The sequence below is a fragment of the Pseudomonas sp. NPDC090208 genome (genome assembly GCF_044746785.1).
Classification (GTDB): Bacteria; Pseudomonadota; Gammaproteobacteria; order Pseudomonadales; family Pseudomonadaceae; genus Aquipseudomonas.
In genome coordinates this window covers 167,217-184,198 of record NZ_JBIVCU010000006.1, presented here as the reverse complement: position 1 = coordinate 184,198, position 16,982 = coordinate 167,217, and the positions used below count along the sequence as shown (strand labels likewise).

At 64.6% G+C, this 16,982-nt stretch carries 3 protein-coding genes; 2 read left to right on the top strand and 1 reads right to left on the bottom strand.

Annotated features, from left to right (window positions below; all coding sequences use genetic code 11):
* The first annotated feature begins 62 nt into the window (after positions 1-62).
* Both ACIPL0_RS12810 and ACIPL0_RS12805 read left to right on the top strand, forming a co-directional pair.
* On the top strand, positions 63-12,323 hold the full coding sequence (locus tag ACIPL0_RS12810; protein ID WP_400597010.1) for an amino acid adenylation domain-containing protein: 12,261 nt from the start codon (positions 63-65) through the stop codon (positions 12,321-12,323).
* A 61-nt stretch (positions 12,324-12,384) separates the two neighbouring features.
* A complete protein-coding gene (locus ACIPL0_RS12805) occupies positions 12,385-13,356 on the top strand; it encodes an alpha/beta hydrolase (protein WP_400597009.1) in 972 nt (323 codons plus the stop codon).
* 580 nt (positions 13,357-13,936) lie between these two features.
* Here the strand turns inward: ACIPL0_RS12805 and ACIPL0_RS12800 are convergent.
* Positions 13,937-16,465 (bottom strand): TonB-dependent siderophore receptor, encoded by a 2,529-nt coding sequence (locus ACIPL0_RS12800; protein WP_400597008.1) that lies wholly within the window; start codon positions 16,463-16,465, stop codon positions 13,937-13,939.
* Between the last annotated feature and the right edge of the window lie 517 nt (positions 16,466-16,982).

Genomic DNA, 16,982 nt, shown 5'->3' with positions numbered 1-16,982 from the left:
ATGACTCCATTGACCCCCACCTTTGACCGCGACCTGCTGATCAACCCACGGGGGGCTGTGTGATGGACCGGATCGCTGCCGCACGGATTGCCCGTCGTTTCATCACCCTGCCGCTGGACAAGCGTCGTCAGTTCCTCGACAAGATGCTCGCCGAGGGCGTGTCACCGGCCAATCTGCCGATTCCGGAGGTGCAGTCGGAGTACACCGACCTGCCGTTGTCGTTCGCTCAGGAGCGGCAGTTCTTCCTCTGGCAACTGGACCCGAACAGCGTCGCCTACCACATCCCCAGCGCTTTGCGTCTGCGCGGGCCTCTGGATGTGCCGGCGCTGCAGCATGCTTTCAATCGCCTGATCGCTCGCCACCAGAGCCTGCGCACCACCTTCGCCCAGACCGACAGTGGCGTGTATCAGCGCATCGCCGCCGAACAGACGCTGCAGATCAATATCGATGAATTGATGCAGCCGGACGCCGATGTCGAGGCGCAGATCAAAGCCTATGTCGAGCAGGCCGTCGGCGAGTTGTTCGACCTGCAGCACGGCCCGCTGCTGCGGGTGAAACTGCTGCGCATCGACCACGACGAGCATGTGCTGGTGCTGACTCAGCACCACATCGTCTCTGACGGCGCATCGATGCAGGTCATGGTCGGCGAGCTGGTCGAGCTGTACGCCGCCGCGTGCCTGAATCAGCCGGATGCCCTGCCCGAGCTGAGCATTCAGTACGCCGACTACGCGATCTGGCAGCGCCACTGGATGGAAGCCGGAGAGCGCGAACGGCAACTGACCTACTGGACCCGGCGGCTGGCCGGCGAACAACAGGTGCTGGAACTGCCGCTGGACCGCCCGCGCCCAGCGACGCAAAGCCATCGCGGCGCCAGCCTTGAAATCGAGCTGGACGGCGCCCTCAACCGCGTGCTCAAACAACTGGCGCAGCGGGAAAACGTCACGCCGTTCATGTTGTTGCTGGCGGCGTTCCAGACCCTGCTGCACCGCTACAGCCGCCAGAACGAGATCAGCGTCGGCGTGCCCAACGCCAACCGCAATCGGGTGGAAACCGAGCGCCTGTTGGGCTTCTTCGTCAACACCCAGGTGCTGCGCAGCAGCTTCGACAGTCAGGCAAGCTTCCGCGACCTGCTGCAACAGGTGCGTCAGCACGCGCTGGACGCCCAGGCCCATCAGGACCTGCCCTTCGAGCAACTGGTCGAGGCGCTGCACCCGGAACGCAGCCTGAGCTACAACCCGCTGTTCCAGGTGATGTACAACCACCAGAGCGCGGGCAAGGCCGAGGCGACGCAGGGCATGCCGCTGCAGGTCGAGGACCTGAACTGGGACAACCCGACCTCGCAGTTCGACCTGACCCTCAACACCTTCGATTCCGACGACGGCCTGATCGCCTCCTGGACCTGGGCCACCGACCTGTTCGAGGCCGATACCATCCAGCGCATGGCCCGGCATTTCCACCATCTGCTGCAGGCCATCGTTGCCGACCCGACACAGCGCATCGGCGAACTGCCGCTGCAGGATGCCGCCGAACAACAAAGCCATATCCGGCAATGGAACCCGCAGCCGGTCGAGCGCCATTGCACGGGCAGCCTGCATCAAAGGATCGAAGCCCAGGCCGAACGCACACCCGAGGTCATTGCGCTGACCCTGGGCGATGAGCACCTGAGTTACGACCAGCTCAACCGCCGTGCCAACCGTCTGGCCCATCGTTTGATAGCCGAGGGCGTCGGCCCCGACGTGCGCGTGGGCCTGGCCAGCGAACGCAGCCTGGAGCTGATCGTCGGCCTGCTGGCGATCCTCAAGGCCGGCGGCGCCTATGTGCCGCTGGACCCGAGCTATCCCGAAGATCGCCTGGCGTTTCTGATGCAGGACAGCGGTATTGGTTTGTTGCTGGCGGAGGATCGTGTGGTGGGGCGGTTGCCGGTGCCGGAAGGTGTGCGGGTTCTTTCGCTATCTACACAAACCTGTAGGAGTGAGCTTGCTCGCGATAAGGTCAGTACATCCACAACATTTGTAACGTCTGAAATTCTGCTATCGCGAGCAAGCTCACTCCTACAGGGTGAGGCTCGGCCCGATACATCGGTGGCGCAAGACAATCCGCCATCGCGGGCAAGCGCGCTCCTACGGGATGACGAGCGCAACCCGAATGTCGAGGTAGACCCGCAAAACCTCGCCTACGTCATCTACACCTCTGGCTCCACCGGCCAGCCCAAGGGCGCGTTGCTGACCCACCACAACGTGCTGCGCCTGTTCAAGAGCACCGAAGCCTGGTTCGATTTCGGCGTGGATGACGTCTGGAGCCTGTTCCACTCCTACGCCTTCGACTTCTCGGTGTGGGAGATTTTCGGCGCGCTGCTGTACGGCGGCCGGCTGGTCATCGTGCCCCATGCGGTCAGTCGTTCCACCGAAGACTTCTACGCCCTGCTCTGCGAGCAAGGCGTCACCGTGCTCAACCAGACGCCGTCGGCGTTCAAGCCGCTGCAACAGGTGGCCTGCCGCGAACAGCGCGCGGAGCTGGCATTGCGTTACGTGGTGTTCGGCGGTGAGGCGCTGGAAGTGCAGAGCCTGCGCCCGTGGCTGGAGCTGTTCAGCGGCGCGCACACCGCCAGAAACACGCCACAACTGATCAACATGTATGGCATCACCGAAACCACGGTGCACGTGACCTGGCGGCCGATCACGCTGGCCGATCTGCAACAGGACGCCGCCAGCCCCATCGGCGCGCCCATCGAGGATTTGTCCTGGTACGTGCTCGACAGCCAGCTCAACCCGGTGCCGAAAGGCTGCATCGGCGAACTGCACGTCGGCCATCAAGGCGCCGCCGAGGCCGGTCTGGCTCGGGGTTATCACAACCGCAGCGACCTGACCGCCACGCGCTTCATCCCCGATCCGTTCAGCAGCAGCGGCGGACGTCTGTACCGCACCGGCGACCTGGCCCGCTACCGCAACGACGGCAGCATCGAGTACGTCGGCCGCATCGACCAGCAGGTGAAGATTCGCGGGTTCCGCATCGAGCTGGGCGAGATCGAAGCCCGCCTGCTGCTGCACCCGGCGATCCGCGAAGCCGCAGTGCTGGCCGTGGACGGCGCCAGCGGCGCGCAACTGGTGGCGTATCTGGTCGCCGCACAGGCAGATGACGCCGAGTTGCGCGAGTCGATCAAGACGCACCTGAAAGCCCGCCTGCCGGATTACATGGTCCCGGCGCAGCTGCTGTTCCTCGACCAGTTGCCGCTGACCGGCAACGGCAAGCTCGACCGCAAGGCCCTGCCCGCCCCCGACGCGCGCCAGCAACAAACAACCTATCGAGCGCCGCGTACGGTCTTTGAACAGCAGGTCGCCGACATCTGGTGCGAAGTGCTCAAGGTCGAGCGCGTCGGGCTCGGCGACAACTTCTTCGAACTCGGCGGGCATTCGCTGCTGGCAACGCAGATCGTCTCGCGCCTGCGTCAGTCGCTGGACGTGCAGGTGCCGTTGCAGACCCTGTTTGCCCACAACACTCTGCAAGCCTTCGTCGAGGCGCTGGACGTCAAACCGGCCACTGTTTCGGACATTCCGCTGGCCGACCGCAGCCAGCCGCTGGCCTTGTCCTACGCTCAGGAACGCCAGTGGTTCCTCTGGCAACTGGACCCGCTGAGCAGCGCCTACAACATCCCCACTGCCCTGCGTCTGCGCGGTGCACTGGACATCGCGGCGCTGGAGCGTAGCTTCAACCGCCTGATCGCCCGCCACGAAACCTTGCGCACCACCTTTACCCAGGTCGACGACCGAAGCGTGCAGGTGATCCATGCCGAGCAGCGTCTGCGCATCGGGCGGGAAAGCCTCGATCAGATGGACGATGAAGCAACCCGTCAGCTGCACATCGAAGCCTTTATCCAGCGTGCCAACCGTGGCCTGTTCGATCTGGAACACGGTCCGCTGCTGCGGGTGAAGCTGCTCAACGTCGCCACTGACGACCACGTACTGGTGCTGACCCAGCACCACATCGTCTCGGACTTCTGGTCGATGCAGGTGATGGTCAATGAACTGATCGCGCTGTACGCCGCTGAAACTCAGAACCGCGAGCCCGCGCTACCGTCGATGGCGCTGCAATACGCCGACTACGCGGTCTGGCAGCGGCAGTGGATGGAGGCCGGCGAACGAGAAAAACAACTGGCCTACTGGTCGGCGCAACTGGGCGACGAGCAACCGGTACTGGAACTGCCGCTGGACCGTCCGCGTCCGGCGCAGCGCAGCTACCGTGGCGCGCATCTGGATATCGAGCTGAGTAGCGACACCGCCGCCGCGCTCAAGCGTCTGGCTCAGCAGCACAACGTCACGCCGTTCATGGTCTTGCTGGCTTCGTTCCAGACCCTGCTGCACCGCTACAGCGGCCAGTCCGACATCCGCGTCGGCGTGCCGATTGCCAACCGCAACCGGGTGGAAACCGAAGGCCTGATTGGTTTCTTCGTCAACACCCAGGTGCTCAAGGCCGAGTTCAGCCAGCGCCTGAGTTTCAGCGAGCTGCTGCAACAGGTTCGGCAAACCGCCCTCGATGCCCAGGCCCATCAGGACCTGCCGTTCGAGCAACTGGTGGACGCCCTGCAACCGGAGCGCAGCCTCAGCCACAGCCCGCTGTTTCAGGTGATGTACAACCACCAGAACGGCGCGAAAGGCGACCGGCAGCCGGCGAAAAGCTTGCCAGGGCTAAGCATTGAAGGGCTGATGACCGAGGATGCGAGCGCGCAGTTCGACCTGACCCTCAACACCTTCGAATCGGACACCGCGCTGGCCGCCAGCTTCACCTACGCCACCGACCTGTTCGACGCCGAATCCATCGCGCGCATGGCCCGTCACTGGCAGGCGCTGCTGCACAGCCTGATCGCCAATGCGCAACAGCCGGTGGCCGAGCTGCCCGTGCTCGACAGCGCCGAACAAAACACGCTGATCAACGGCTGGAACGACACCGCCACCCGCTACGACCTGCACACCCCGGTGCAGCGCCTGATCGAAGCTCAAGTGCAAGCCACGCCAGATGCTGTTGCGCTGATTTTCGGCGAGCAACAACTGAGCTATCGCCAGCTCAATCAGCGCGCCAATGCCTTGGCCCACAGGCTGATCGCACTGGGCGTCGGCCCGGATGTGCTGGTGGGCATCGCCGTCGAGCGCTCGGTGGAAATGGTCGTTGGCCTGCTGGCGATTCTCAAGGCCGGTGGCGCCTATGTGCCGCTGGACCCGGAATACCCCCGCGAGCGCCTGGCCTACATGATCGAGGACAGCGCGATCGGCCTGCTTTTGACTCAAAGCCATCTGCAAGCGCAATTGCCGGTGCCGGAGCATGTGCAAATCCTGTCCCTCAGCACGCACACCTGTAGGAGCGAGCTTGCTCGCGATAACAATGTGTCAGCCAACACTGATGTGACAGGTGATCCGCCATCGCGAGCAAGCGAAGGCCTACGGAACGACGTTCAGCCTGACACACCTGTGGAGAATGCAGCGCCGCAACACCGTAGGAGCGAGCTTGCTCGCGATAGCAATGTGTCGGCCAACACGGATGTGACAGGTGATCCGCCATCGCGAGCGAGCGAAGGCCTACAAGTGGACGGAAACGGCGGAGGTGCCAGTGACGAGCACAACCCGAATGTCGAGGTAGACCCGGAAAACCTCGCCTACGTGATCTACACCTCGGGCTCCACTGGCAAACCGAAAGGCGCCGGCAACCGTCACAACGCGCTGGTCAACCGTCTGCACTGGATGCAACAGGCCTACGGCCTGACGGCGGGCGACACGGTGTTGCAGAAAACCCCGTTCAGCTTCGACGTGTCGGTGTGGGAGTTCTTCTGGCCGCTGATGACCGGCGCCCGTCTGGCCGTGGCAGCACCGGGCGATCACCGCGATCCGGCGAAGCTGGTCGAGCTGATCCGCCAGCACCAGGTCACCACCCTGCACTTCGTGCCGTCGATGCTGCAGGCCTTCCTGCTCGACCCGGATGTGGCGAGCTGCACCGGCCTGGCCCGCATCGTCTGCAGCGGTGAAGCGCTGCCGGTGGATGCCCAACAGCAGGTGTTCGCCAAACTGCCCAATGCCGGGCTGTTCAACCTGTACGGCCCGACCGAAGCGGCCATCGACGTCACCCACTGGACCTGCCGCGATGAAGGCCGCGATGCGGTGCCGATCGGTCAACCGATTGCCAACCTGCGCACCTACATCCTCGACGCCGAGCTGCAGCCGGTGCCGGTCGGCGTGATCGGCGAGCTGTATCTCGGTGGCATCGGTCTGGCCCGTGGTTATCACCGACGTCCGGCGCTGACCGCCGAGCGTTTCGTCACCAGCCCGTTCGGCGACGGCGAACGCCTGTACCGCACCGGCGACCTCGCCAGCTTCCGTGTCGATGGCGTGATCGACTATCGCGGGCGCATCGACCATCAGGTGAAGATCCGTGGCCTGCGCATCGAACTGGGCGAAATCGAAACCCGCCTGATGGAGCTGGATCTGGTGCGCGAAGCGGTGGTGATCGCCGCCGCAGGGCCGAGCGGCCAGCAACTGGTCGGCTACGTGGTGCCCGGCGACAGTGCTGTCGGCATGACCCATGACGAACTGCGCAACCAACTGAAAACCCGCCTGCTGGCGAACCTCGCCGATTACATGGTGCCGAGCCAGTGGCTGTTCCTCGACCGACTGCCGCTGAGCCCCAACGGCAAGCTCGACCGCAAGGCCCTGCCGGCGCCGGATTTCAGCCAGTCGAGCAAGGCGTATGAGGCGCCGCGCAGCGCCACCGAACAGGCGCTGGCGAGCATCTGGCAGGACGTGCTGAAAATCGAACGGGTCGGCCTTACCGACAACTTCTTCGAACTGGGCGGCGACTCCATCGTCTCGATCCAGGTGGTCAGCCGCGCGCGGCTGGTCGGCATTGGCATCACACCGAAAGACCTGTTCCAGCACCAGACCGTGCAGGCACTGGCGACCGTGGCCCGCAGCGGTGATGCGGCACAGGCGGATCAGGGCCTGTCGGTCGGTTCGATGCCGCTGCTGCCGATCCACCGGGTGTTCTTCTACAGCGACATTCCCGAGCGCCAGCACTGGAACCAGTCGGTGCTGCTGGAGCCGCGCCAGCCCCTCGACGCCAAGGTGCTGGAGCAGGCCTTGCGCGCCATGGTCGAGCATCACGACGCCCTGCGCCTGACCTTCAGCGAGCACGGCGGCGAATGGTTCGCCGATTACCGTCCGTTGGACACCCTACAAGCCGACTGGCAACAGGCGCCCCTGCTGCAACGGGCCAGCGGCACCCTGGACGACATAGACAGCTTCGCCAACCAGACCCAGCGCAGCCTCGACCTGAGCCACGGCCCGCTGCTGCGTGCCCTGCTGGTCGATCTGCAAGACGGCGGTCAGCGCCTGCTGCTGGTGATTCATCACCTGGCGGTGGACGGCGTGTCGTGGCGGATTCTGTTTGAAGACATGCAAGCGGCCTATCAACAACTGCAAAACCGCCAGCCGCTGCATTTGCCGAGCAAGACCAGCGCCATCCAGGCCTTCGCCGAACGCCTGCAAGACCACGCCCGCGCCGGCGCGCTGCAACAGGAACTCGCTGACTGGCAACAGCAACTCGATGGCGCACCCCTCGACCTGCCGGTGGACAACCCGCAGGGCAGCTGGAGCAACCGCCACGGCCGCAGCCTGCAAACCCGCTTGAGCAAGGAACTGACCCGGCAACTGCTGCAGGACGCCCCGGCGACCTACCGCACGCAGATCAACGACCTGCTGCTGACCGCGCTGAGCCGCGTCATCACCCGCTGGACCGGGCACGCCAGCAGCCTGATCGAATTCGAGGGCCATGGTCGTGAAGAGCTGTTCGATGGCATTGACCTGACCCGCACCCTTGGCTGGTTCAGCAGCCTGTACCCGGTGCAACTGACCCCGGCTGCCGACCTCGGCGAGTCGGTCAGACAGATCAAGGAGCAACTGCGCGCGGTGCCGAATCGCGGCATCGGCTACGGCGCCCTGCGTTATCTGGGCGACGATCAGGCCCGACAGGCGTTGAGCGCCCTGCCAACGCCGCGCCTGACCTTCAACTATCTCGGCCAATTCGACAACAGCTTCGGCGCCAGCTTTGACAACGATGATGACGCTGCAATGTTCATCCCGGCCCATGAAAGCACCGGCCAGGAGCAACACCCGGACGCGCCGCTGGGCAACTGGCTGACCCTGACCGGTCAGGTGTTCGGCGGCGAGCTGAGCCTGAACTGGGGTTACAGCGAAGACCTGCACCGCGCCGAGACCATTCAGGCGCTGGCCGATGACCTGCAACAGGAACTGGCCGCGCTGATCGCCCATTGCTGCGGCAGCCAGCAGACTGGCGTCACGCCGTCGGACTTCCCGCTGGCCAACCTGACCCAGGCGCAACTGGACCGTCTGCCGGTCAACCCGGCGCTGATCGAAGACCTCTACCCACTGTCGCCGATGCAGCAAGGCATGCTGTTCCACACCCTGGAAGCTGCCGAGGCCGCGCTGTACGTCAATCAGATGGCGGTGCCGGTGCAGGGTCTGGACAGCGAACGTTTCGTCGCTGCGTGGAACAGCGTGATCCAGCGTCACGAAATCCTCCGTACCGGCTTCTGGGCCGACAACGCCCTGAGCGAGCCGCTGCAACTGGTCTACCGGCAGGCGCCGCTGACGGCGCGGGTGCTGGATTGGCAGGATCGCGAGGTCAGCGCTGACGATCTTGAAGCACTGGCCGCCGCTGACTGCGCCGAAGGCTTCGACCTGCTGACCGCGCCGCTGACCCGCCTGATCCTGGTCAAGCTGGGCGAGGACCGTCTGCACCTGATCTGGACCAGCCACCACATCCTCATGGACGGCTGGTCCAACTCGCGGCTGCTGGGTGAAGTGTTTGCGCTGTACAACGGTCAGCTTCACGCTGAAAAACGTGGTCAGTATCGCGATTACATTCAGTGGCTGAGCGAGCAACCGAGCGACCACCTGCAGACGTTCTGGCAGAGCAAGCTGCGCGATCTGGAAGGTCCGACCACCCTGGCGTCGAGCTTCGCCCCGCGCCCTGACGCCCACCTGCAAGGCCACGCTGCGCTGTACCTGAACTGGGACACCGAGCAAACCGGGCGCCTGCGTGAACGGGCACAGCAACTGCGGGTCACCGCCAACACGCTGATTCAGGCGACCTGGCTGTTGCTGCTGCAACGCTACACCGGTCAGCAAAGCCTGTGCTTCGGCGCCACGGTGGCTGGGCGTCCGGCCAGCCTGCCGGGGTCGGAAGACATGCTCGGGCTGTTCATCAACACCCTGCCGATCATCCAGAGCCCGCAGCCGCAACAGCGTCTGGCCGACTGGCTGCAACAGTTGCAGAACTACAACCTGGAAGTGCGCGACCACGAACACGCCTCGCTGGCCGATGTGCAACGCTGGGCCGGCCAGGGCGGGCAGGCGCTGTTCGACAGCATCATCGTCTTTGAAAACTACCCGGTGGACGAGCGCCTGCAGGAAGCCGGGCAGGACCGCCTGCACTTCGGCGAGGTCAACAACCGCGACGTCACCCACTTCGCCATGGACCTGGCGATCCAGCTCGGCGACAGCCTGCAGATCGAGTTCCTGTACCTGCGCAACCGCTTCACCGAAGCCGCCACCGCACAGATCCGCCGCAGCTTCGAGCAGTTGCTGACAGCGATGCTCGACAACCCGGAGGCGACGCTCGGCAGCCTGAACATGCTGAGCACCGACGAGCAGGCGCAACTGGCGGCACGCAACCGCATGCAGGCAGCACCGGCAACGCCGAAGCTGCTGGCCGAGATCATTCAGCATCACGCGGTTGAACGCCCTGATGCGGCGGCCGTGGTCTGCGCCGAGCGGCAACTGACGTACGCCGAACTGGATGCGTGCGCCAACCGCTTGGCTCATCACCTGATCGCCCAGGGCGTCGGCCCGGAAGTCTGCGTCGGCATCGCGCTGGAGCGTTCGGTGGAGGTGATCGTCGCCTTCCTCGCCGTGATGAAAGCCGGGGGCGCCTATGTGCCGCTGGACATCGACTACCCGCGTGAACGGGTGAAGTGGATCGTCGAGGATTCGAAGATGGCCGTGCTGCTGACCCAACACAGCCTGCGCGAACGCTTCGAAGACGCCGGCAATGCAACGCTGATCGAGCTGGACCGTCTGGCGCTGTCAGACTTACCGACCGCCTGCCCGGCTGCTCGTGCGCTGGGCGACAACCTCGCTTACCTGATCTACACCTCGGGCTCCACCGGCATGCCCAAGGGCGTGGCGGTGTCCCACGAACAGATCCGCATGCACTGCCTGGCCATCGCCGAACGCTACGAGATGAACGCCGACACCTGCGAGCTGCTGTTCATGTCGTTCGCCTTCGACGGCGCCCAGGAGCGCTGGCTGTCGACCCTGCTCAGCGGCGCGCGGCTGGTGGTGCGCGAGAACCGCCTGTGGACGCCGGAAGAAACCTGGCACGCACTGCACGCCCACGGCATCAGCATCGCCTGCTTCCCGCCGGCCTATCTGCAGCAACTGGCCGAGTTCGGCGAGAGCCTGGCTCAGGAACCGCCGCCGGTACGCATCTATTGCTTCGGCGGTGATGCGGTGGCCGAGGCCAACTTTGAGTTGGTCAAACGCACGCTCAAGCCGCAGTACCTGACCAACGGCTACGGCCCGACCGAAACCGTGGTCACGCCACTGCTGTGGAAAGTCGCCGCCGACGAGACCTGCGGCGCGGTGTACGCGCCAATCGGCACGCGCATCGGCGAACGCACCTTGTACGTGCTCGACGAACAACTCAACCCGGTGCCGGACGGCGTGGCCGGCGAGCTGTACATCGGCGGTCAGGGCGTCGCCCGTGGCTATCACCAACGACCAGGGCTGAGCGCCGAGCGCTTCGTCGCTGATCCGTTCAGCAGCGACGGCGGGCGGCTGTACCGCACCGGCGACCTGGTGCGTCAGCGCACCGACGGGGTGATCGATTACCTCGGGCGCCTGGACAATCAGGTGAAGATTCGCGGTTTCCGCATCGAGCTGGGCGAGATCGAATCGCGCCTGCGCGCTTGCGACGAGGTGCAGGATGCGGTGGTCGTGGCCCGTGACACCGCTGGTGGCAAGCAGTTGATCGGCTACGTGGCTGCGGCAATGCGCAGCAGCCTCGGCGAACGCTTGCGCGCGGTGTTGCAGGCCGACCTGCCGGATTACATGGTGCCGGCGCAGATCCTCGTGCTCGACACGCTGCCGCTCAACCCCAACGGCAAGATCGACCGCAAGGCTTTGCCCGACCCGGACTTCAAGGGCCGCGCCTTTGTCGCCCCGCGCAACGCCGTGGAGCAGACGCTGGCGGCGATCTGGCAGGAGGTGCTGGAAATCGAAAGGATCGGCGTCACCGACAACTTCTTCGAGCTCGGCGGTGATTCGCTGCGGGTGCTCAAGGTGCTGTCGAAGGTGCGCGCTCAGGCCGATCTGGGCATCGAGCTGAAACTGCGCGACATGATCGGCAAGCCGACCATCGCCGAGCTGTCTGGCTACGAAGAAGCGTCCACCCGCCTCGATCCGCTGTTGCTGCTCAACAGTGCGGTGAGCGATCAGCGCCCGCTGTTCTGCCTGCACGCCGGCTTCGGCACGGTATTCGACTATGAGCCGCTGGCCCGCCGCCTTGACGGCCAGCGCAGCGTCTACGGCCTGCAATGCCGCATGCTGCTGGACCGCCAGTGGGACGATGAATCGCTGGAGGCCATGGCCATCGACTACGCGCAGTACATCCGCCACAAACAGGCCCACGGCCCGTATCAACTGCTCGGCTGGTCGCTGGGCGGCACCCTCGCGGTGCTGGTCGCGGCGGAGCTGGAGCAACAGGGTCAGGACGTGGAGTTCCTCGGGCTGGTCGACAGCTACATGCCGTCACCGGGTGGCGCCGATGAAGCCCTGGACTGGAGCGCCGATCTTCGCGGTTTCCTCGCGGTGATGTTTGGCGTCGAGGCCGCGGCGCTGCCGTCGTTTGAGGTGGCTGCCGAGACGTCTTCGGCGGCACTGGAAAAGCTGATCGATGAGGTGCGCGGTGAATTCGCGCAGGGCTCGGTTTTCGCCCAGATCGGCAGCGAGGAACTGGCTCACACCTTCCGCGTCGCCATGCGCCTGAAAGCCCTGTCGCTGCAACTCGAAAGCCTGCCGCTGACCCGCCAGACGCCGCATTGCTGGTGGGCACGGGAAAGCGCGGGCGACGAGGCCAATAGCCTGGCGTCGGCGCAGCTCAACGTACAGATCGCCGCCGGGCACTACGACATGCTCAAGCATCCGGCCTTGCTGCACGGGCTGATTCAGGCCCTGCCATATCCGGAGCCGGTCGCCGGTTGATTGAGCGCCGCTGTCGGCTATCGGCAGCGGCTTACCCGTGATTCAGAACAAGGAATAGATGATGCCCCTGGACCCCGATCTCGAAGGTTTTCTGGAACTGGCGCAAATGGGTCGCCTGACCGGCAAGAGTCAGGCCATGCACGAACTGAGCGTCGAACAGGCCCGCGCGCAGTTCGAAGCTACCTCGCAGATTCTCGACCCGGCGCCGCCGAGCAGCGTCGAGGTGACTGCCCTGGCGTTCACCACCCGCGACGGCCGTCGCCTGATGGCACGGCTGTACCGTTGCAACAACGCGGCTGCTGCTGAGCTGCCGGTAATTCTGTATTTCCACGGTGGCGGTTACGTGGTCGGCAGCCTCGACTCCCATGATTCGATCTGCCGTCGTCTGGCCGCCGCCGGCACCCATGCGGTGCTCGCGCCCGAATATCGACTGGCTCCGGAAGCGCCCTTCCCCACCGCCGTCAACGACGCCCTCGACGCGGCCAACTGGCTGGCGGAACAGGCAGCGGCGCTGGGCCTGGACAATCGTCAGGTGAGCCTGGCCGGTGACAGCGTCGGCGCGACGCTGGCGACGGTGCTGGCGATCACCGCCGTGCGTGAGCCGGTGCAACTGGCGTTCAAGCCGGCGGCGCAGTTGCTGTTTTACCCGGTCACCGACTGCTCGCGGATTCGTGATTCGCACCGGCGTTTTGCCGAGGATTACCTGCTGGAAAGCCAGACGCTGCAGTGGTTCTACCAGCATTACTGCCGCGACCCGCAACAGCGCCACGACTGGCGCGCTTCGCCATTGCTGACGCCGGATCTGAACGCCCTGGCCCCGGCATACGTCAGCCTCGCTGAATACGACCCGCTGTACGACGAAGGCCTGGCCTATGCGAAATTGCTGGAGTCCACCGGCACCCGCGTGACGCTGGACGTGCAGGAAGGCCTGACCCACGACTTCCTACGCATGAACGGCATCAGCGCCGGCATCGCCGGGGTGTATGCGGGGATTGCCGAGTGGTTGGCGAAGGGCAGTCACGGCACCCATTGATCGCCGCCGATCTGTATGACAGATTGCCGTCCCTGTAGGAGCTGGCTTGTCCTGCGAGCGGCGACGCAGTCGTCGTAAAACCTATACACCCGGTTTATCTGGTACGGCCAGTGCGTATGGATTTACGACTGCTTCGCAGCCGCTCGCAGGACAAGCCAGCTCCTACAACGACCGCGTCAGACACACACCGGGACGTAACACATGCCGCACGCCTACCGATTGGCGGCATCCTGCTGAATGGGCGCCAAACATGGAACCCGTGGGAGCGGTGTTCACGGCTTCACCAGACGACGCCGACCTGTAGGAGCTGGCTTGCCCTGCGACCGGTGAGGCACTCGCCGTAAAACCTGCGCCTGCGGTCTGTCTGATCCACCGTGTGTGCTGACTTTACTGCCGCTTCGCGGCAGGTCGCGGGACAAGCCAGCTCCTACACGGATCCGTGCAAGCCCACCCGCGGCCAGAATCAAATGCGCAGGCCTACACCATCCCCGTAGCAGCCCGGCTTGCCGGCGGTGACACCCGAAAGATCGCAACCGCCGGCAAGCCGGGCTGCTACGGGGTGGTGTACGCCAGCTTTGCCTTACCAGAACCGCCCACGCAAGGTCAGCATCTGGCTGCGGGGTTCGCCGTAGTAGTTGCCGCCGTCCGAGGCGCCGACGGTGAAGTAGTAGGTCTTGTCGAAGACGTTGTTGGCGTTGTAGGTCAGGCTCCAGTGCTCGTCCAGACGGTATTCGAGCATCATGTTCCAGATCCCGTAACCGGCCTGTTTGTAGTCGTAGGCCCGGGTCACCGGTGAACCCGTGCCGTCCACCACCACGTTGCCGTCGGCACCGCGCACCGCCGCCGTGCCGCTGACGAACGTGGCGCTCTGGAAATTGACCCCGCCGCCCACCCGGAAATCGTTCAGCACACCCGGCAACCGGTAGGTCGACCACAGCTTCAGCGTATGACGCGGGGTGATACTGCTGAACGCCGCATCCTGAGTCCGGTCGCGATTGAGGTTGAAGGTGTAGCCCGCCGAGACATTCCAGTCCGGCAGCACCTCGCCGCTGACTTCCATGTCCACGCCACGGCTGACCACCTCGCCCTGAGTCACGTAGCAGCAGTTGCCGCCAAACAGCACCGAGGTCGGCGGGTACGCCGGATCGAGCAGGGCCTGGTTATCCTGCTCGGTGTAATAGAGCGCCAGCGACGTATTCAACCGGCCGTCGAGCAGCCCGCCCTTGAGACCGACTTCATAGGTGCGCCCGGTGGTCGGGTCGATGGGTTTGCCCGGCAACGGTCCGCGCAGTTTGTCCTGCTGCGGCTTGAAGATTTCCGAGTAGCTGAAGTAGGTCGACCACTGATCGTCGAGGTCATAGACCAGCCCGCCGAACGGCACCAGTTTGGTCGGCTCGCGCACGGCGATGTCCGACTGCACTTCCCAGGCATTGCGGGTTTCGTTGAGCGCACGGTAGGTCTGGGCGAACTCATAACGCTGGGCGCGGGCGCCGACGATCAGGTGCAGCGGCTCGGCCAATTGCAGGCGCAGGGTCGAATAGGCGCCGTACTGCTTCTGCGTGTTGGGCGAGTAGTCGCGGGTGTAATGCTTGTCGGTGGGCGGGTTGGCCCATGGCGTGGCGTCCGGGTCGAATACATCCACCGGCTGATCGATGCCGTCCAGCGGCTGAGTGCCGCGCCAGCGACTGGTGATCTTCTGGTAATCCACCCCGAACAGCCATTGGTGCTCCAGCCCGAACGCGCTGAACGGCCCGGAAATGTTGGCGTCCCACAGCGTCTGGTCACTGCGGTAGCGGCTGACCGCGCCGTACCACAACGAACCTTGACCGCTGACCGGATCGACCGCGCCGAACGCCGACGAGGCCTTGGAAAAACCGCTGTCCAGGGTACGGGTATAGGACAGGTTGAGTTTCCAGTCGTTGCCCAGCTCCTGATCGAGCTTGGCGAACGCCTCCTGAGAACGGCCGTCCAGATAGGCCCATTTCGAGGTCAGGTTGGTGTGCCGCGGCAGGCCGAGGTCTTCGCCGGTGCTGTAACGCGGCAGCTCCGAGCCGTTGCCGTTTTCATGGATTTCTTCGGAGCGCCCGCCCAGGGTCAGCCGCGTGTCCGGCAGGACGTCGGCCTCCAGCACGCCATAGACCAGCGGCTTTTCCGTGCGGCTGATGTCGGTGAAGTACTGCTTGTTGGTGTACGCCGTGACCAGCCGCCCGCGCAGCTTGCCGTCGAAGCCCAGAGGGCCGGTGACGTCGAGCTGGCTGTGATGGTTGTCCCAACTGCCGGTGGAGGCGTCGAAGGTCAGTTGATAAGTATCGAGCGGTCGCTTGCGCACCAGATTGATGATGCCGCCGGGGTCGCCGGTGCCGCCGAACAACCCCGAGGCGCCGCGCAGCACTTCGATGTGATCGAACTCGGCCAACTCGTAGGTCTTGTTCGAATAGAAACTGCCCGCAGTGGTGCCGAGGGCCATGGGTGCCGCGCCGTCGATCTGGATGTTTTCGATGCTGAAGCCCCGGGAATAAAAGCCTGGCAGCCGGTAGTTGCCCTTCTGCACAGTGACACCGGGGGCGCTGAGCATGGCGTCGGCCAGGTCGACCATGTGGCGGTCCTGAAACGCCTGCTGGGTCACCACCGACACCGACTGCGGCACTTGGCGCAGGCTGGTCGGGGTCTTCGAGCCGACGCTGGTCAGGTCGGTGGTGTAGGAGCCTGAATTCTCGGTCATCTCGCCCATGCCCTGACCCTTGATGGTCAGCAGGCCGATTTCCAGAGGCTCGGGCGGCGCGACCTGAGCGCTGAGGTAAATGGTGCCGCCCTCGATTCGCGACACGATGCCGGCGCCACGCAGCAGCGTGTTCAGCGCCTTGGCCGGGTCCGACTCATGCTGCACGCCAGGTGCGCGCTTGCCCGTGACCAGATCTGCGCGATACAGCACCTGCAGGCCGCTCTGATTGCTCAGCGCCGCCAGCGCCTTGTCCAGCGCCTGCGGTGGAATATCGATGTCCGCTGGCTGTGCACAGACATCCAGCGTCAGGCCGGTGAGCAACAGGCCCACACAGCCACGCGCCAGACGCTGTTGCAGCAACAGCCACCGGTTGTCGTCGGGTTTCATGGAATGGGAAGCACCCCTGCGGAATCGGCATAGAGTAGCCAGCGCGGGGGAGCGAGTAAATAGGAAGGTTTCGCATTCACGAATTCAAGCCGAGTGAAACACGTTTCAGCGATCGGGCGGTGTGGAACACCGGATCGCTAAGCAACGATTTTCTTGTGGGAGGGAGCTCTGCTCGCGATGGCGTCAGTCCGGGTGTTGCGATGTTGTCTGATCCATCGCCATCGCGAGCAGAGCTCCCTCCCACGGCCTTCGGCCAGAAGCACAATGACCCTGACAGATGCGATGACCTGTAGGAGATGGCTTGCTGGCGGTGGCGGTTTCGCAGACGCCACCGGCGGCAAGCCGGACTGCTACAGAAAGATCACGCCGTACCTGTAGGAGCTGGCTTGTCCTGCGAGCGGCGACGGAGTCGTCGTAAAACCGGTGAACGCGTTGTGTCAGAAATGCATAGTCGTCAGGATTTACGACTGCTTCGGTCGAGCGCGACCCCGGTCCGCTCGCAGGGCAAGCCAGCTCC